The sequence below is a fragment of the Runella aurantiaca genome (assembly GCF_003339505.1).
Taxonomy (GTDB): domain Bacteria; phylum Bacteroidota; class Bacteroidia; order Cytophagales; family Spirosomataceae; genus Runella; species Runella aurantiaca.
The window spans coordinates 111,624-130,350 of the sequence record NZ_QPIW01000007.1 but is presented as its reverse complement, the minus strand read 5'-3'; the positions used below and the strand labels follow the sequence as shown (position 1 = coordinate 130,350).

Genomic DNA, 18,727 nt, shown 5'->3' with positions numbered 1-18,727 from the left:
AAAATGGCGTTTTTGTTCTTCGAAAATGCACAGAAATTGTGCTTAACGGAAGCGAGTTCGTTAGGTTTTTCATGATAATATATTTTTCAAATAGGGTAAAGTGATATATAAATATACCAAAAGGTTTTACAAAAGTTTATATAAATAATCAGATATGCAACACTTTAGCTGTAAAATATCGTAAGAGTATATAAATTTTTTTAAAATGGATATGATAGTGCGCAAAACAGGATGGAAACATTCTTAATGGGAGAGATGTAGGAATTTAAAGGTATATGAATTTATATACTTATTGGTTAAATATTGCCTAAGCTATCGGGATGTTTATTGAAAGTAATTCTTTCTATCTAAGTTTGCAGCCAAACAAACCCATTCAAAAAGAGATGACAAATCGTTATTTTAGTCCTATTTTACTTATTTTAACAATTACTGAATTTTCATTTTCACAAATCTCTTCACCCAAAAAATCGCTTGAATTAGACACATTGTACCTCAATGAAGTCATTGTTTCAGCTTCACGTACTGCCGAGCCCATCATGGAAACACCCGTCACGGTTGAGCGTATTTTAGGCACGCAGCTGCAAAAACAACCTTCTTCTGAGTTTATTTCATCCTTATCGCGGCTCAAAGGTGTCGATGTGAGTCAGTCAAGTTGGTTGATTACCAGCTTCAGTACGCGGGGTTTTAACAGTTCAAAGGCCGAACGCGTGATTCAGCTGGCCGATTACGTTGACGTAACCTCTCCCACGGCGTCGTTGTATTACGGAAACTGGGTAGGAATTGGGGAGCTAGACCTAGAAAGTGCAGATATTGTGTTTGGAGCCAACTCGGCGCTTTATGGCTCCAATGCCTTCAACGGGGTGTTGCTGATGCATTCCAAAGACCCTTTTAAATATCAAGGACTTTCGGCTTCACTGCGCGGCGGGAACCGTTCGATGATTGATGGACAAATTCGCTACGCTAAAGTGTTGGGGAATAAAGTGGCCCTAAAATTCAACGCCAATTATTTTGAGGCCGACGAATTTTTATCATCCAATGATGCCGCCATCAAACGCGTTACTTCGGGGGGCTTGGCAGGCTCAGACCCAGTCAATAATGCGACAGGAAACCCCGCCGGGTGGAATGCCGTGAATCGGTACGGTGACGTAGGGACCACCGTCAGTAACCCTGCTTTGACTGCGCTCAACAACAATGCCGCTTACCGCATTTATACCCAAGGCTACTCCGAAGCAGCAATGGCCAATTGGTCAGAATCGCCAGGAAACCCGTTTAAATTATTTAATAACGGTAACTACAAAGCAGGAAACTTTCGGATTAATCCTTCGCTCCATTGGCAAATCAACGCCAAAGTTCGGGCGGTGTATGAATATAAATTGGCGGTCAGTAATGGTATTTTTCAAAGTACAAGTCGGTACGCACAGCGCGGAATGAAGTACGATGTGCATCGGATGGAGCTAAAATCCGATAAATGGTTTATAAGAGCGTATACCGTTTTTGATTACGGCGGCAAAGCCTACGATTTAAACTCCCTCGCGGGCGGTCTTCTCAATGCTCCCATGGCTTCAGGAACCCAAGCCAACGGAAGCCGCTACCCTACCTTTGCATCTAATTACTATGCGCTTTGGAATCAGGTATTTACGGCGGCTCGTACCAACGGGCTTGCAGCGGGAGTGTCGGTTCCGAACGTATTTGCCGCCAATCCAAACGGCGGTATTCCATCGGCTTATACATTACCGCAGGCCATTGCTGGTGGACAGAGCATCGAAGCCGCGCAAGCATTGGCGTCGCAGTTGGCGGCGGGGGTACAATTGCCAGTAGGAAGTCCTCATTTTAATCAGCTTCGTGAGCAGATTGTTAGCGGTGTAGGTTTGATAGACGTAAACGGGACCAAAACGGTACGGGGGGCAGCTTTTGCCAATACGGCCCGTTTTTGGGATATAAGCGCCCAGCGCGAATGGACTATAAACAAGCTCAATGTCATAGCGGGGGCCTCGTACCGGACGCATTTGCTGCAATCAGCAGGAACGCTGTTTTCTGACGGGCCTAATTCGCCCATTTCTGCCAATACCAACGATATTCAACGTCGCGAGCGCATTGTCAATTGGGATGGAGGGGCGTATGGGCAACTTCGGTATGCCGTATGGGAGAATCGCTTGAAACTGGCGGCGGCAGGCCGTTTTGACCGTTTCCGTAATTTTGGCAGTCGTTTTTCTCCCCGTATTTCAGCGGTGGTATCGTTGGGAGAAAATCGCCAACATAATTTTCGGGTAAACTACGCGCAGGCTTACCGTCAGCCCGCGCAGTTAGATCAATTTATCTACCTTGATTTTGGAACGCTGTTGGTGGCTGGAAATGTGGAAAATGGCTACCAAGGACTAAATGCCGTTTCAGCATTGCCAAATGGACAGGCAAATCCTGATTTCTTAAAACCCGTTACCATCAAAAAAATTACTCCTGAGCAGGTCAATACGTGGGAAATTGGCTATAAAGCACAGCTTATCAAAGGGTTATACGTTGATTTGAGTTATTATCGGTCGTGGTACAATGACTTTATTGGTACACTTCGGTTTTATGGTCGTGAAGATGGCTTAGTGCCCACGGGCGCACCGCTGCCAAGCGCCAGCGGCGATTTTGCCAAACCCACCACCGACCGTACCCGAGGCCGTTTGATTCAAACCTGGGCCAATGCCGACCGCCAAGTGCGCACGCAGGGTCTGATGGGAAGTGTTGAGTATTTTTGGAATAAAAAACTCAATCTAAATGCCAATTATACATGGTCGCATATCAATGAAGACGATGTGCCCGGTTTGATTTTGGGCTTTAATACACCAACGCATAAAGTGAATGTGGGACTCAATGGAGAGCCATTCAAAAATGTGACTTACGCCGTCAATTATCGCCACATCAGTGGTTATACGTATTTTATGCCCATCGATGAAGGCTACATTGATGCCTTCGGAACGGTAGATGCGCAGGTAAATTATCGTTTGCCAAAACTAAAAAGCAATTTAAAAATTGGGGGTACTAATTTGCTGAATGCCAATGCCGTGCAAGTGTACGGAGCGGCTTCCATTGGACGTATTGTGTATCTTGGTTGGACGTTTGAAGGATTTTAAGTTTTGACCTGACGTTTGAAAAAGTTATGTTGAATTAGGGCAAGGATATTGGTTTTTTAAACGCTTGCCAACCGCACAGCGTAGAGAAACGATGTCCTTGCCAAATTAATGGTCTTTTTTATCATAAAACGATGGATTTTATGATTTAACGGTTTGGGGAAATGGGGGGTAGTTTTGTACTTTTGGTAAAACTGCATCTCCCATAACCTCATTTTTAGGATGAAATTGACCAATCAGCTTTCGTATTGGGCTTCTCGCCACCCGCATCAGGCCATTCCTCTGATTATCGTAATTGAAATTGCCAATGTTCTTCTTGGTATCATGGTGGGCAGTGCTATGCTCAATGGATGCACCCCTGCGGTACTTATGGGGATGATTGCGGGTTTGATTCTTCTTCAAGTCTTCGTCCGCCGTTATGCGGCACTTCGCTTGGTTGATATTACTTCGCAAGCGCGGTTTGTGTTTCAGAAACAAACTTTTTTTTGTCTCTTTTGTCTTAACCTCTTGACCTATACCATTGCAGGAGGGATTCTGGGACGCATGACGGCCCATCCTGAAGGAACCACTGCATTGTACAGTAGCCTTTCGTCTACCTCTGAAACCGTAAGTAACCGTACCTCAGGTGAGACCAAACTGTCTTTTCGGGAGAAAATGTACCAAAAAATGGCCCGTCGTTCTGCTAGTACGGCTGATGGTAACGCGGGTCATCGTGTGGGTTATTTCCTGTTATTTTTATTGGGAGTAGGATTGGCGATGCTTGGAGCGGTATTATCATGTAATATCGCCTGTTCGGGTTATGGAGTGGCAGCGGTACTGGTTTTTTTGCTCGCAATCGGGGTGCTTGCTGGCGGGTTTTACTTTTTTGGCCGGGGCATAGATCAAAATATGAAACCTTACAAAGACATGACCCGTGACGAGCGAAAACGTGAAGGACGCCGCTATTTAAGAACCTTGGCGGGCACTGTCGGCGCAATAGGATTATTGATACTTATTCAAGCATTGACGAATCAATGAAAATCCAAATGAATTTACACGTTAGAATGCTTAATCTATAGAATGGAAAACCGCCGTTAATAAACCGAAGTGGGCCGTAGGTAAGATGGGGGTTGTGTTAAATTGAGCAGGCAGTTATTTTCGGTACAGAGTTGTGAAGAAGCGTACAAATTGCTAATAAATAGCAATTCCTTGGGGTTGAAATTAGCTCTAATAAATACAATAGTAGTCTGATATTCACATTATTACCTTACTGCTCGCTTGAAAAATAAACACTATTTCCTCGCCATTATTTGGTTCGTATGTAACCATTGTTGTAAAGCACAATCTGCTGGGGTGGTCTACACTGACATTCATCAATTGATTGAAATTGGTGGTCATGCAAGGTATTTTATTGATAGTACCAACAAACTTTCTCATCTTGATATTGAGAATATTCCGGACAGTCGGTATGCGAAGGTGCCCGATAAAATCATCAATATGGGTTTCTCTCCTTATCGAATCTGGTTCAAGTTTGATTTGAAAAACCGTACCGACGAAAACCTCTACGCCATTATGTTGGCGCAAGATATTGATTACGTAGATGTGTATGCGGTGAGTGAAGATACCACCTTTTTTTTGGAAACGGGTGCTTTACGACCTTTTGAAAACCGATACTTTGAGCTCAATAGTATCGTCGTGAATTTAGGCCGTAAGCCCCAAAAACTCTACATTGGGCTCAAAGACATGAATGGGTTGATTTCTCAGATTGAGGTCGGAACCATCAGGCCGCTGATGAAAAGAATGTATCGAGAAACGTCGATCAATTTCTTCGTATTAGGTGTGTTGGCTTTGTCGGCGCTTTTTAGTTTTTTTATGTTCCTTTTCTTGAAGGAACGAACCTATTTTCTCTTTACCCTGCACGTTGTTTTTTCCGCCTTGACCTTGCTTTCTTTGGAAGGTTATCTGTTTGATTTTCTTTGGCGTGATATGCCCTTTATGAACAATGGTGTCAATTCCAGCCTGATACGGTTATGTACGCTTTTGACAAGTATCGGATTTTCGGTCGAATTCCTGAATCTTCGGGAAGTGTTGCCTAAACTACATCGTGTTTTTCAGGGGCTCGGGGTTTTGGCAACGACGGCTGTTTTGACCAAACTAATCGGTATTCAACAGGCAGAAGTGGGTTTTAACATCATGATTTTGCTCATATTTGGGTCCTATCTAGCAACGGGAATGTGGCTTTACAGACGTGGATTCGGCCCTGCCCGATTTTATTTATTAGGTTGGGGTATTTACATTTTCGAAATATTGCTCATCGTTTGTACCCTCTTCAATGTCCTTACCTTTGAGCATTTTTATACCTATTACGGCTACCACATTGGCGTAATATTCCAAACGGCACTGCTCACTTTTGCGTTGATGGATCGTATCAATACGCTCCGCCGTGAAAACCTAGAAGCCCGGGAGCTGGCTATGCAGCGGTTGACTGAAAATGAACGCTTGATGGCCGAACAGGCCGTGTTGCTGGAAAAAGAACTGGAACAGCAGCCCATTGCCAATAATGACCTCCAAAAACTACTCAAACTAATGCGCGATGAGCGAGAAAAAATAAAAAAGATTCCTATCGCTACACTCGAAGGCGTTTTGCTTTTTCCGGTGGCAGACATAGTACGTATAGAGGCGATGGGTAGTTATGCCAATGTCCATTTTTTCAATCATCAGAAAATGGTCGCGTCGCGCTCATTGGCGGAGTTTGAACAACAACTGGGCGAGTACGATAATTTCTTCAAGGTTCATAAGTCGCACATCATAAATCTCAACTTCGTTACCAAGTACGTAAGGGGCGACGGAGGCATCGTATTTATGCAGGATGGCAGCGAAGTAGACGTTGCGCGTCGGGTAAAACCTGATTTTTTGCGCGCGATGGGGCTCGAAAACTAGCCATTTTCTGCCGAAGATACACTGATACCCGCCGTTGAGAAATTGGGTAGGAAAGGGTGTTCATTCAACCAGCATCTTTGTCTTAACAAAGCGCAGTCGCTATTCTAATCCATTCACACTCAACCTTGCTTGTATGTCTTTACAACGACTTTTTCGATTTTCACTGGGGCTATATACCCTTGATATTACGACAAAATCTGAGAATAATTTTGCTGGGATGTCGCTTGGATTGGGCGCTTTCAGTTTGCTTTTAATCATCATTGGCTTACTGACCAACATTCCGTTTTTATTTCATGCGGCCATGGCTGGAGGCCTACTTTCAATTGGATTAGGCATGGGAGGAATAAGGAAACGAACCCAATTGTTAACCTCAAAATACCGCGATTTTGCCGAAAAAGAACTGCTTCGACTTGGTAAAAAACGGTCTTGGCTAGGCATTGTTTTAGGCATGGTTAGTCTTTGCCTCGGTCTATATTTCTATTGATGTTTCATCATTTCAACCCTTCAAAGCAATGGAAGATTTACCCGTTTCTACGCAGAATATTTATACGCTGCTCACCCCTCTTGCATTATTTTTTATCGTAGTGGAAGTTGGTTTATGTTTTTACTACAAAAAAACACTCATTACTTTCGCCGAGGCGATTTCCAACTTCGGGACCGCATTGGGCAACCAGACCGTCAATGTATTGGTGGCGGCAGGAGTGTACGTTTTGTACGGATACTTGTGGGAAAACTTTCGGTTGATTGACAATATCCCGATGAACGTACCCAATTTTCTACTTTTGCTGCTGGGCATTGATTTTATCTTTTACTGGGTGCACCGCTGGGGGCACGAAATCAATATCCTCTGGGCGGCCCACTCGCCGCACCACAGTGCGCAGGAAATGAATTTTTTTGTGGCACTGCGGGCAAGTGTGACCCAACGACTGTTTTCTTTCTTTTTCTTTTGGCCCCTCACCATCATCGGATTTCGACCCTTTGATATTTACATGATGACGGGAATTCACCTTTTTATCTCTTTCCTGCATCATACCGAGCTGATTCCCAAGCTGTGGCGTTGGGTGGAGTTTATCTTCACAACACCTTCGCATCATCGTGTGCATCATGGCGTCAATTTTAAATATCTGGACAAGAACTACGGGGAATTTCTCATCATTTGGGATCGCTTGTTTGGGTCTTTTGAGGAAGAAACCGACAAGGTGATTTATGGTATGTATGGGCAGGCGCAAACTTGGAATCCGATTGTAATCAACTTTCATTATTACAGTATTCTTTGGAAAGACGCCGTAGCGGCCACCAATTGGTGGGATAAAATCAGGATTTGGTTTATGCCTTTGGGATGGAGGCCTGCCAATTTGCCTCCCAAGCCGCCTTTACAGGAGATTACATTACAAAACCAACACCGCATTAGTACGGTTGCCTTCCCTCATGCCAAAGTGTACCTGATTCTGAGTGCAATATTTGGCATTGCTTTGATGATGCTCATCATTAATCCTGCGTCTGATTGGACAACCCTCCAAAAGATTATCGGAAGCGGCTTGCTGTGGCATTTAATTATCAATTGGAGCGGAATTTTGGAATCAAAACGCTGGTTGTTGATGTCCGAAATTATCCGAATTCTGCTTACCGCGCCCGTTTTGATTTTGTTTACAAATCTCATGGATAAGCCGGTCTGGATGGCTATCAGCATTGTATATCATCTTTATGGTATGATTTGGACGGCAAGGTTTTTCAGAAGTAAATCCTAAAAAATCAGCCCTAAGCATTCCTAAACTACCTAAAATGATGAAATATTTATCCTTCATTCTGCTGTGCGTATTGTGGCTGACGACGACCAAGACGCAATCGGCAAGTAGCACATCCACGCCTATTCCGATACCCAAAGCGGTTGTTTATGCCGCTGATTCCTTGGTTGTGAAAGATTCAAAAAAACAAAAACGAGCAAGAGTAATCTCGGTGCTGTCAGCGTTTGCTGGTACTGTACTAACGATTGGTGGACTGGTTTCTGGGAGCATACCGATAGTTATTATTGGAGGAGTATTGGTTATTTTAGCAATCCTCACTGCCCAGAAAAAGCCTAAAAAAATGCCACAGTCTAAGCCCTCAAATTCTTCGACAGAAGGTGTGGCATCGCCAGGATGTGCGGTCGCGGCAGTTGTTGGAGGAGTAGCAGTGGCTGGGATATTATTGTATCTGCTGCTAAACTATGGTCAGTCTTAAAAATGAATCATGGAAATGCATTCTTCTTTAATTTTATAACCATCCGAAATACAGATTTCAAGAACGTATTACTCAAAAATGGCGAAAATATACGATTACGCAACAGTTACGGAAATTGGATAAGTAACCACCACCACCTTTTCCTCCGCACATAAACTCAAACCCACCGTAGGTAAGTTAGCGATTGATTTGAAGATATTAAACTAGGTATTTCACATCAAATTTTAAACCTTAAATCGCAATACCATGAAAAAACAAGTACAACATGCCGTCTTCTTCGTGGCGGCTTGGCTCGTGAGTGCAGGAGCACTGTTGGCCCAAACTAAAATCGTGGGAACTATCACCGACGCCACTTTAGGGGGCGGATTGGTGGGGGTAAGTGTGCAGGTAAAAGGCAAAGTGATTGGAACTATTTCGGATGCGAAAGGTAATTTTTCATTGACAACAAACACGCCCGTTCCATTTACGTTGGTGGTGTCGTCGGTAGGCTTTGAAACGCAGGAAGTTGCCATTCAAGGCGACCGCTCGGATCTCAAGATTTTGATGAAAGAACAAGTGCTTCTGGGGCAAGAAGTGGTCGTGTCTGCTTCGCGGATGGAACAGAGCGTGTTGCAGTCGCCCGTGACGGTGGAGAAGATGGACATTCGCACCATTCGTGAAACACCTTCCGCTAACTTTTACGACGCTTTAAGAAATTTGAAAGGAATAGATGTAAGTACCCAATCGCTCACGTTTAGCAATCCTAACATGCGCGGCTTTTCGGGCAACGGCAATACCCGTATTGTACAAATGACGGATGGCATGGACAACCAAGCCCCCGGACTTAATTTCTCTGTGGGAAACATAGTTGGTATTTCAGAACTGGACCTCGAAAGCGTGGAAGTGTTGCCCGGGGCGGCCTCTGCATTGTACGGTCCCAACGCCATCAACGGCATCCTTTTGATGACGAGCAAAAGCCCGTTTTTGTACCAAGGATTGAGTGCTTACGCTAAAGTGGGTACGATGAGCGCCGACAATCGTACGCTGAAAACGACGCCGTTTTACGATTTTGCGCTTCGTTATGCCAAGGCCTTCAACAATCGTTTTGCTTTTAAAGTCAATTTTGGATTTCTGACGGCTGAAGATTGGCAAGCCAACGATAACCGTGACCAGAGTTTTCGTGGCACGACTCCTGCCAATGGAGCACGCAGCAATCCAGGCTTTGACGGAGTAAACATTTACGGCGACGAAAACTCTTCGGGAGCAGGGTTAGCCAGTTTGCGGGGACCTTTCCAAACCGTGTTGGGCGTGCCCCCGGGGCAGTTACCTCCATCGTTGGCGCAGTTGGTAGGCGGCATCAATCAGTTTACGGCCGCTACGGGAATTCCTATTACGCAGTTGATGAACGATGTATTGTTGCCCAATGTGGCGGTTTCGCGTACGGGTTATAACGAACTGGATTTGGTGAATTACAACACCCGCAGTTTGAAGCTCAACGGCTCGCTGCACTATCGAATCAATGACCGCGTTGAGGCAATTTTGCAAGCCAACTGGGGGCAAGGTTCTACGGTTTATACTTCATCCGACCGCTATCAGCTAAAGAATTTTACCATTGGGCAATACAAAGCTGAAATCAAAGGCTCCAATTTCTTCGTGAGAGGTTATACCACCCAAGAAAATTCGGGCGATACCTACGCAGCGGGTATTTTGGCGACTTACGTTAACGAAGCGTGGAAGTCAAGTTCTCCCAATCCTCTGGACGGGTTGGCAGGATTGGCTAAAGCTTGGTACCCGCAATATGCCCTTACCTACGCGGGTGGTGCCTTCCAAACCTTTGTCCCCGCTTTTCAGGCGGCGCTCAGAGCGGGGCAAACACCCCAAGTCGCGTATGCTACCGCGCTGGCAACCGTCAACGGTGCGGCGGGAACTTTGCACAATGTAGCTCGAAACACCGCCGATGCGGGTAGGTTATTGCCCGGCACGGCGGAGTTCAACCAAGCCATCGAAACCGTGAAGGCGAGAGCACTTCCAAGCGGGGCCAAGTTTTTGGATAAAACCAATTTGTATCACCTGGAAGCCATGTACAATTTCAACCAATTGCTTGACCCCAAAGTGGCAGAAATCATTGTAGGGGCCAACTATCGGGTGTATGATTTAAACTCGGGGGGAACATTGTTTCTGAAAAAAGCGGACGGAGAAGAATATAACATCAGAGAATACGGGGCCTACGGACAGATTAGTAAAAACATTGCTGACAAGTTAAAGTTAACGGGATCAGTGCGTTATGATAAAAACGAAAACTTTGCTGGACAGTGGAGTCCGCGTTTGTCGGCGGTGTATTCCGTCAATCCATCCAATAATATTCGAGTATCGTATCAAACAGGTTTTCGGATTCCGAGTGTACAAAACCAATACATCAATCTCAACACGCCCGTATCGCTGTTGATTGGCGGGTTGCCCGCGCTTTGGGATTTTTATAAGCTACGCGATCTGGCCCCCGTCAATATTCTGACGGGACAAAAATATACCTTCCCCGAGTTTAAACCAGAACGGGTACTGACGTATGAGGTGGGCTACAAAGGGCTGATTTCAAAGCGATTATTGTTGGATATTTATTACTACAACAGCACCCTCAAAAACTTCAAAGGCGGGGTTTTACTCAGCGCGGCTCCTACCATTCAGCAGGTCATTTCAATGTCGGCCAACTACACGGGCAACGTAAAAACCCAAGGATTTGGCATTGGGGTGGATTATGCTTTTCCAAAAAACTTTACCCTCGGAGCCAATTTGTCAAACAATACGCTCAATGCAGGTGGGGTAAAGCTGTTTAGTAGCGAAAAAAATGTAAATGTATTGGACGACGGCACGGAAGTAGGTTTCAATACGCCCAAATATCGCTACAATTTGAGCTTCGGCAATCGCAATCTTGGCGGTAGCGGTTGGGGGTTCAATCTGGTTTGGCGTGGGCAAAATGAGTTCAATTGGGCTGATTTGCTATTGCCAGTTCTGGCGCGTGGTCCGCAAAATAATTCCCAAATAGTAATTCCTGCTTTCAGTACGCTGGATGCTCAAATCAGTAAAAAGATAGTGAGTATGAAATCAATTCTGAAAATTGGTGGCACCAACATTTTGGGTAAGCAATATATTACAGGTTGGGGGAATCCGCAGGTGGGTTCAATGTTTTACTTATCTCTAACATTTGATGAATTGTTGAACAAATAAATATTCAGTCATGCGGAGCCGTTTAGAAATTCTTTGCTTCTTTTGCGGCTTCGCGTGGTTTAAAAATCTTCTTGCGATACCTCTAAACCATTATTTATGAAAAATCTTCTTTTACTCTTTACATGCTCAATCATTTCACTTGTTGGTTTTGCCCAGCCTACCCAAACGATTCGTGGAAAAATTGTGGACAAAGAATCAAAGTTTCCGTTGATAGGTGTAACGGCGCTTTTGATGAACAACGCCGCGCAACCTGTGGGAACTGTTACTGATATAGATGGCGCTTTTCGGGTGGCCAATGTGGCCGTTGGTCGGCAAACGTTGCGCTTCACGCTGGTTGGGTACAAAGAAATTTTGCTTAACAACATTGTGGTGGAAGCGGGCCGCGAAACGGTGCTTAACCTTGAAATGGAGGAGGCGATTACCGAACTCAATACCGTGGTGGTGAAAGTCAAACGAAGCGGTGAAGCGGCCAACGAAATGGCAATGGTCAGTGCGCGGCAGTTTTCGGTGGAGGAAACCGAGCGCTACGCGGGAAGCAGGGGAGAACCCGCGCGGATGGCCTCTAATTTTGCGGGGGTTCAGGGAGCCGATGATTCGCGCAATGACATTGTGATTCGTGGAAACTCCCCTTCTGGCGTGTTGTGGCGACTCGAAGGCGTCAGCATTCCCAATCCCAACCACTTTGCTATTTCGGGTACGTCGGGTGGGCCGGTGAGTATTATCAACAATAAATATCTGGCTAATTCAGACTTTTTTACGGGCGCTTTCCCCGCCGAATTTGGCAACACCACCGCGGGGGTTTTTGACCTGAAATTACGAAACGGAAACAATGAAAAACACGAATTTGGCGCTCAGTTTGGTTTTTTGGGAACCGAAGCCACCGCCGAAGGCCCTCTTTCCAAAAAATCGAAATCGTCCTATTTGGTCACGGGGCGCTACGCCAACCTTTGGCTGTTCAACAAAGCAGGCATCGACATCGGTACGCAGGCAGTGCCGTCGTACGCTGACGGTTTTGCCCGATTTAATTTTCCGCTCAAAAACGGCGGGAATGTGGCCTTGTGGGGGATTGGCGGCACGAGTACTATTGATATTTTAGTGAGTGAGCAGGAAGTAAGCGACCGTAATATTTTTGGCCAAAACGACCGTGACCAGTATTTTACGTCCAAGATGGCGCTGGGTGGAATTACGTATAACCAACCGCTGAATAAAAGCACGTTTTTTAAGGCAACGCTGGCGGTTTCCAACAATATACAGGATGCCAACCACGATTTTCTATTCCTCCAGAAAGACGCCGCTGGCAATCCGCTCGTGCAGAACCAAAAATACGTGATTGATTCGCTGCGACCAATTCTGGACTATAAATTTTCGGATACCAAGTATTCATTGGCCACGGCCCTGAACAAGAAATGGGGGGCTAAGAGCACGCTGAAAGTGGGAGTGAATGCCGATATGATACGTTTTACGGCCTTTGATGATGTTCGAAACTTAAATGAAACCACCAATCAACTGACACCTTGGCGCCGACGTTGGAACGCCGATGCCGAAGGTTTTATTCAGTTGCAGCCTTACATTCAGTTCAAACATTACCTGACCCAAAATGTTGCGTTGAACGTCGGATTGAGCAGTTTTTACAGTTCTATCAATAAAAACAGTTATTCTCCGATTGAACCACGGGCGGGACTTTCGTGGGAATTGCCTAATCGTCAGAAGATTACGTTTGCAACGGGCCTTCACAGTCAAGGATTACCAACCTATTTGTACTTTTATAATCCCGCAAATACCGGTGCGGACAATGCTTTTCCCGCCAAAAACGTGGGTTTGATGAAAAGCTGGCATTTTGTGGCAGGATACAGTAAAATGTTGGCCGAAAACCTGCGATTGTTGGCTGAAGTCTATTATCAGCGTTTGTATGATGTGCCCGTAGAAATTCAAAAATCGTCATTTTCTATCCTAAACAGTGGTGCGGGATTCTCACGATTTTTTCCAAATCCCCTCCAAAATGCGGGCAAAGGGCGCAACTACGGCGTAGAGCTGACGCTGGAGAAGTTTTTCAGCAACAACTATTATTTTCTGGTGACAGCTTCCATTTTTGACGCCAAATACCAAGGGTCAGACGGGGTTTGGCGAAATACTGATTTCAACGGAAAATACGCTTTCAATGCGTTGTTTTCTAAAGAATTTACCTTCAAAAAACGTAAATCGTTGAACATCGGTGCCAAATATACCGCCACTGGCGGGCGTTGGTACGGTCCGGCAGATATTACGGCTTCGCGCCAAAGTCAGGAAGTGATTTATGCCGATGCGACCCGCAACTCGCTGCAATTCAGTCCTTACAATCGCTTCGACATCAAAACAGAATATAAAATAAACCGTAACCGTCTTACGCATACCATCGCCGTTGATTTGGTCAACGTGCTCGGGATTCAGAATCTGCTGAGTCTGAGCTATGTACCGCAGGCTCCTTACGTAAAGCAGGAGTACCAACTGGGCTTTTTACCCGTGTTCTTTTATCGGATTAATTTTTGAGAAAACCGTATTCTGGTGGGAGGAACAATTCAATCAAAAAAGGCTAATCATCGGATTAGCCTTTTTTGATTTTTTGCAGGAAAGTGGATTGAATTATTCCTCCTGTTTACCCAATATACCTTCGCGCTCAGCTTGCGACTTATAATCGTGCAATTTGACGGGCTGGGCGCTTTTGCGCATATTGATGTTGAGCACTTCGACCAAAAGCGAGAACGCAATGGCAAAATATAGGTAGCCTTTAGGGACAGAACCCACTTCGGAGTTAAAGATAGAAACTTCGGCCAAGTGTGCGCCCTCGGCAATGAGCATAAATCCTATGGCAATCAAGAAGGCCAGCCCGAGCATTTGAACGGATGGGTGACGGTTGACAAAGTCACCGACGGGACCTGAGAAAAGCATCATGATGATGACCGAGATGATTACGGCTACAATCATAACGGGAATATTGTTGGTGAGACCGATGGCCGTCAAAATGGAGTCAATCGAAAACACAACATTGATAAGGGCGATTTGCAACACTACGTTGGTAAGTTTGTTGCTGGCACTACCTTTTGGCTTTTGTACTTCATCATTGGCTCCTTCCAGTTTGTGGTGAATCTCTGACGTACTTTTATAAAGCAGGAAGATTCCTCCAATCACTAAGATAACACTTTGCCCCGAAAATGCGGCCTTAAACCATCCTGCATCTACGTGGGTAAAAGGTTCAGAAAGTGAAATAATAAACGAAATTCCAAAAAGTAAACTGACCCGAAAAACCATGGCGAGAATCAAGCCTATATTGCGGGCTTTGGGTTGGTCTTTGCGGGAAAGTTTGTTGGCCGCAATGGAAATAAAGATAATGTTGTCAATACCTAAAACGATTTCTAAAAACGTCAGGGTTAATAAACTGATGAGTGCTTCAGCCGTAAATAATGATTCCATCGTTGAATGAATAAATGAGCGATAAATGAAAAGGTTGCTAATAATGGCAATACTAACAACAAATAAAGCAATAGAAATGCAAAAATGGGCGATTTTTAAACATGAATACAATATTTTTACACGAAATTACCTAACACTACACAGAAGGTCTAAAAATGGAGTCAAAACTTCCCAACGTCGGTACGACGATTTTTACGGTCATGTCGGCGTTGGCCACTGAGCATAAAGCCATCAATCTTTCGCAGGGTTTTCCTGATTTTGATATGCCCGAAGCACTCGTGCGCCTCACAAGCGAGGCCATGCAGAAAGGGTTCAACCAGTATTCGCCCATGGCGGGCTGGATGCCGCTACGGGAAAGTATCGCCGCCAAAATTCATGATTTGCACGGAGTTTCGGTTAATCCCGACACCGAAATCACCATCACCCCTGGCGGTACTTACGCGATTTATACCGCCTTTACGGCCGTATTACGCCCTGGCGATGAGGTCATTGTGTTTGAACCCGCATACGATAGTTATATCCCAAATATTGAAGTCAACGGAGCTGTTGCCGTTCGAATTTCCCTCGATTTTCCGACTTACCGTATCAATTGGGACGAAGTGCGGGCGCGCATCACGCCCCGCACGCGTATGATTGCGCTCAATACGCCCCACAATCCCACGGGGAGCATTCTGCGTGATGATGATATTGAACAATTACGTCAGATTGTTCAGGAATACGATTTGCTGATTATGTCGGATGAAGTCTACGAGCATTTGATTTATGACGGGGAGCCGCATCGGAGTATGTTGCGCTACGAAGATTTACGCCAACGGGCATTTGTGTGTTTTTCGTTTGGGAAAGCGTACCATTGCACAGGTTGGAAAATGGGTTATTGTGTAGCGCCGCCCGCTTTTACCGTAGAATTTCGTAAAATCCACCAATTCAATTGTTTTTCGTGTTTTACGCCCGCGCAGGTAGGATTGGCGGAGCACCTCAAAGATTCGGCAGAATACCGAAGCATTGCGGGTTTTTATGAGGGCAAGCGCAATTATTTCGCCAAACTCATGGAACAAACCCGTTTTAAACCCTTGCCAAGTTACGGCAGTTATTTTCAGCTTTATTATTTTGATCATCTGTCCGAAAAATCAGACAAAGATTTTTCCATTTGGTTGACCAAAGAGCACAAAGTGGCTTGTATTCCGGTATCGGCTTTTTATCAAGAAGCGACCGACAACGGCGTTGTGCGCTTTTGTTTTGCCAAAAAAGAAGAAACGCTTGAGCGAGCCGTGGAGCGATTAGTGAAGGTATTTCCCGCCTAGCGATTTGACTCATGAATTACGCGCCTAATCCCTACAAATCGTTTCTTGTAATAATCGGCATTCAGAAAATCGTAGCGTACGCCGCCTTTCCAGGCCGAATGAATGAATTTGACGTAGTTGGTGCCCACTTCCACAATCATGCCGACGTGCCCTACGCGTTGGCTGCTTGAATTATGGCCTTTGAAAAAAATTAAATCTCCTGCTTTGGCTTGGTCAATGTCAACCTCGGTGCCGTGAGAAATCTGGGCGGCGCTAGAATGCGGCAAGGTAAAACCAAATTGAGAAAAACAATAGCGGACAAATCCTGAACAATCAAATCCTTTTTTGGAAGTACCTCCTGAGCGGTAGCGCAGTGACAAGTGCTTTTTGGCAAAACTAAGCAACTCAGCCGACATCGAAGCTTTTTGCGTGGTGTCCTTTTTGGCCGTTTGGGCAACAATAGTTTGGCCAAAACTGGAGAGTACCAGTAACAAAATTATTTTTTTTATCATAAGTTCTGAGGAACGGATTGACCTTGTTTAAAACAAAGATTATGCCAAGTAAAGTAAAAAATTTGGCAAAATCCAATTTTGTTGATATAAATCTCCAATTAATGCCAAGTTGTCCAATTTTTATTTGCTTCTGATTCTTGGCTTAACTCCTTGATGGTGAGTGAAAAATGAGCTTAATATTTGTTTTATAAAATATATCATCGTAATATTGCGATGCAAAATATGTGACAACTATTATGGGACTTTCCAAAAGTGAAGTATTCAGTGAGGCAGATAACCGGATGGCCGATTTAGCCAAAGCCTTTGCGCACCCCGCACGGGTTGCCATTTTGCGGCTGTTAGCCCAAAGAAAGGCCTGCGTGTGTGGAGATTTAGTAGATGAACTTCCCCTTTCTCAGGCCACTGTATCGCAGCATTTGAAAGAGCTCAAACGTATTGGTATTATTCAGGGAAGCATTGACCCACCGCGCGTTTGTTACTGTATCAACGAACAAGTGTGGGAAGAGGCCGAAGAAGCATTTGGTGGCGTATTTGCTCTTTTTTCGAAAGTAGGTTGCTGTTAAAATTTTTTACCCTTATATATCGTAATATTACAATAGAAAATCAAATACTTATGAACACAGAACAGTCACTTAAAGAAATTGTCCGTGAAAAATACACGGAAGTAGCCAACCAATCAAAAGACCAAAACGCTGCTTCCTGCTGTGGTTGCGGCCCTACCTGCGGCCCCGACGAAGATTTTATCGGTATCATGGCCGAAGATTATTCCAAGCTGGGTGGGTACGTAGCCGATGCCGACTTGGGATTAGGCTGCGGTTTGCCCACAAAATTTGCACAAATCAAACCTGGTGATACGGTCATTGACTTAGGTAGCGGAGCAGGCAATGACGCCTTTGTAGCGCGCGCCGAAACGGGTCCCGAAGGCAAAGTAATCGGGATTGATTTTACGGAAGCAATGCTCACCAAGGCCCGTGCCAATGCCGAAAAATTGGGATTCAATAACGTGGAATTTCGTCAAGGTGATATTGAACAAATGCCTGTTAATGATTCGGTTGCGGATGTGATTGTGAGCAATTGCGTACTGAATTTAGTGCCCAATAAAGCCAATGTGTTCAACGAAATTTACCGTGTTTTAAAACCCAACGGACATTTTAGTATTTCGGATATTGTATTGGTTGGTCAGCTGCCTGCGGGCTTGCAGCAGGCCGCCGAAATGTACGCGGGCTGTGTATCGGGGGCCATACAAAAGGAGTCTTATCTTGGTCTGATTGAGCAAGCAGGTTTTACAAACATCACGTTGCAAAAAGACCGCGAGATTTTTCTGCCGGATTCAATTTTAAGTACATTTTTGTTGCCTGAAGAAATCGCCTCTTTCCGAACAAGTGGCACTGGAATTTACAGTATTACGGTTTATGCCGAAAAACCAACCGCGTCGGACGGTTCCAAACCGTCAGACGCGGTGGAAATAGAAATTCGTTTGGCGCAGCCAGCTGATTATGAATCTGTTGTTTCGCTTCTGAAATCGGTTGGATTGCCTACTGAAGACCTAAACGCGAAATTGCCCGATTTTCTATTGGCCTTCGCCAATGAAAAATTAGTCGGCTCAGCTGGAGTAGAAGTCAATGGTACGGTCGGATTGCTGCGCTCAGTTGCGGTACAGGAAGACTTTCGTAACTATAAAATTGGGGGCCGTTTGGTGAATGATTTGAGCAAACAAGTGAGGCTGAAAGGAGTGAAAGACTTGTATCTTATAACCACCACGGCGGATGGTTATTTTGAAAAACAAGGCTATGAGCGTGTAGAACGTGAAAACGTGCCCGCCGAAATAACGCAATCCCAACAGTTCAGTAGTTTATGTCCGAGTTCGGCAGTAGTAATGAAAAAAAGCATTGAAAAACCTAAAATCAAGTTGTCTGACTTGGAGCAAGTTTCTGCTTGTTGTACACCCAATTCGGGTTGCTGCTAGTCTAAGGTAGAGTGGTTTTGAAAATGCCTTAATACAAATCAGCGTTAATCGTGTTCTTATTTTTACCGA

The 18,727-nt window shown here is 44.9% G+C and carries 13 protein-coding genes; 11 read left to right on the top strand and 2 right to left on the bottom strand.

The window, feature by feature from the left end:
* The first annotated feature begins 383 nt into the window (after positions 1-383).
* From DVG78_RS10955 to DVG78_RS10920, 8 genes are all read left to right on the top strand, one after another.
* Positions 384-3,116, top strand: a complete 2,733-nt coding sequence (locus tag DVG78_RS10955) for a TonB-dependent receptor (protein WP_229598199.1) — start codon at positions 384-386, stop codon at positions 3,114-3,116.
* Positions 3,117-3,335: 219 nt separating this feature from the next.
* Positions 3,336-4,130 (top strand): hypothetical protein, encoded by a 795-nt coding sequence (locus tag DVG78_RS10950; protein WP_114461118.1) that lies wholly within the window; start codon positions 3,336-3,338, stop codon positions 4,128-4,130.
* Positions 4,131-4,370: 240 nt separating this feature from the next.
* The gene (locus DVG78_RS10945; protein WP_229598198.1) at positions 4,371-6,032 is read left to right on the top strand and encodes a 7TM diverse intracellular signaling domain-containing protein; all 1,662 of its coding nucleotides are present in this window, start codon (positions 4,371-4,373) and stop codon (positions 6,030-6,032) included.
* Between the two features lie 133 nt (positions 6,033-6,165).
* On the top strand, positions 6,166-6,516 hold the full coding sequence (locus DVG78_RS10940; RefSeq protein WP_147277051.1) for a hypothetical protein: 351 nt from the start codon (positions 6,166-6,168) through the stop codon (positions 6,514-6,516).
* Between the two features lie 28 nt (positions 6,517-6,544).
* Positions 6,545-7,780, top strand: coding sequence for a sterol desaturase family protein (locus tag DVG78_RS10935; RefSeq protein WP_114461116.1), 1,236 nt, complete (start codon positions 6,545-6,547; stop codon positions 7,778-7,780).
* A 34-nt stretch (positions 7,781-7,814) separates the two neighbouring features.
* Complete coding sequence (locus DVG78_RS10930; protein ID WP_147277050.1) at positions 7,815-8,252, top strand: hypothetical protein; 438 nt, start codon at positions 7,815-7,817, stop codon at positions 8,250-8,252.
* A gap of 246 nt (positions 8,253-8,498) precedes the next feature.
* Positions 8,499-11,453: a TonB-dependent receptor gene (locus DVG78_RS10925; RefSeq protein ID WP_114461114.1), complete on the top strand. Its 2,955-nt coding sequence runs from the start codon at positions 8,499-8,501 to the stop codon at positions 11,451-11,453.
* A 96-nt stretch (positions 11,454-11,549) separates the two neighbouring features.
* A complete protein-coding gene (locus DVG78_RS10920; RefSeq protein ID WP_114461113.1) occupies positions 11,550-13,979 on the top strand; it encodes a TonB-dependent receptor in 2,430 nt (809 codons plus the stop codon).
* Positions 13,980-14,072: 93 nt separating this feature from the next.
* On the opposite strand, the gene DVG78_RS10915 is transcribed toward DVG78_RS10920, so the two are convergent.
* Positions 14,073-14,900, bottom strand: coding sequence for a TerC family protein (locus DVG78_RS10915; RefSeq protein WP_114461112.1), 828 nt, complete (start codon positions 14,898-14,900; stop codon positions 14,073-14,075).
* Positions 14,901-15,055: 155 nt separating this feature from the next.
* Here DVG78_RS10915 and DVG78_RS10910 point away from each other — a divergent pair, with 155 nt between their 5' ends.
* Positions 15,056-16,201 (top strand): methionine aminotransferase, encoded by a 1,146-nt coding sequence (locus tag DVG78_RS10910; protein WP_114461111.1) that lies wholly within the window; start codon positions 15,056-15,058, stop codon positions 16,199-16,201.
* On the opposite strand, the gene DVG78_RS10905 is transcribed toward DVG78_RS10910, so the two are convergent.
* On the bottom strand, positions 16,198-16,692 hold the full coding sequence (locus tag DVG78_RS10905; protein WP_114461110.1) for a C40 family peptidase: 495 nt from the start codon (positions 16,690-16,692) through the stop codon (positions 16,198-16,200). The genes DVG78_RS10910 and DVG78_RS10905 overlap by 4 nt on opposite strands.
* Before the next feature lie 236 nt (positions 16,693-16,928).
* On the opposite strand from DVG78_RS10905, the gene DVG78_RS10900 reads away from it, so the two are divergent.
* Positions 16,929-17,255 (top strand): ArsR/SmtB family transcription factor, encoded by a 327-nt coding sequence (locus DVG78_RS10900; RefSeq protein ID WP_114461109.1) that lies wholly within the window; start codon positions 16,929-16,931, stop codon positions 17,253-17,255.
* Between the two features lie 50 nt (positions 17,256-17,305).
* Entirely contained in the window at positions 17,306-18,658 is a 1,353-nt protein-coding gene (gene arsN2 / locus DVG78_RS30630) for an arsenic resistance N-acetyltransferase ArsN2 (RefSeq protein ID WP_147277049.1), read from the top strand.
* Positions 18,659-18,727: the final 69 nt, after the last annotated feature.